Here is a 401-nt window from a genome sequence, read left to right on the forward strand (position 1 = left end):
GTGGATGCTCCACTGCCACAACGCATATCATCAGGATGCCGGGATGATGACGAGCGTCGAATATGCCGGCGATTCATAGGTGGCTACTACGTACTAAAACAATCAGTACTTGCGGTGATCGCGTCATGCGGGTTGGACGTCGCGGCGCGAGGTACCCTCGCATCACCGATGTTGGAGGGGTGCTGTGCGTGTACGAGGATTCGGCGAACTCGAGGCCGAAATCATGGATCGCATCTGGAATCGCGGTCCGGCGGCGGTCACTGTGCGCGAGGTCTTCGACGAACTCGTGGAAGAGCGCCGGATCGCCTACACCACCGTCATGTCGACGATGGACAATCTCCATACGAAAGGCTGGCTGGAACGCGACCGCGATGGTCGGGCCTACCGGTATTGGCCAAGGT

2 protein-coding genes are annotated in these 401 nt (G+C 59.1%); both read left to right on the forward strand.

Translation table 11 applies throughout. From position 1 onward, the window contains the following. Positions 1-4: 4 nt before the first annotated feature. Complete coding sequence (locus IMZ11_RS47005; protein ID WP_374463300.1) at positions 5-79, forward strand: multicopper oxidase domain-containing protein; 75 nt, start codon at positions 5-7, stop codon at positions 77-79. Between the two features lie 105 nt (positions 80-184). Then, the coding region (locus IMZ11_RS44520; RefSeq protein WP_228649825.1) for a BlaI/MecI/CopY family transcriptional regulator at positions 185-401 on the forward strand (217 nt) is incomplete at its 3' end.

Source organism: Microtetraspora sp. AC03309 (assembly GCF_020826795.1).
In the GTDB taxonomy this organism is placed as follows: domain Bacteria; phylum Actinomycetota; class Actinomycetes; order Streptosporangiales; family Streptosporangiaceae; genus Microtetraspora; species Microtetraspora glauca.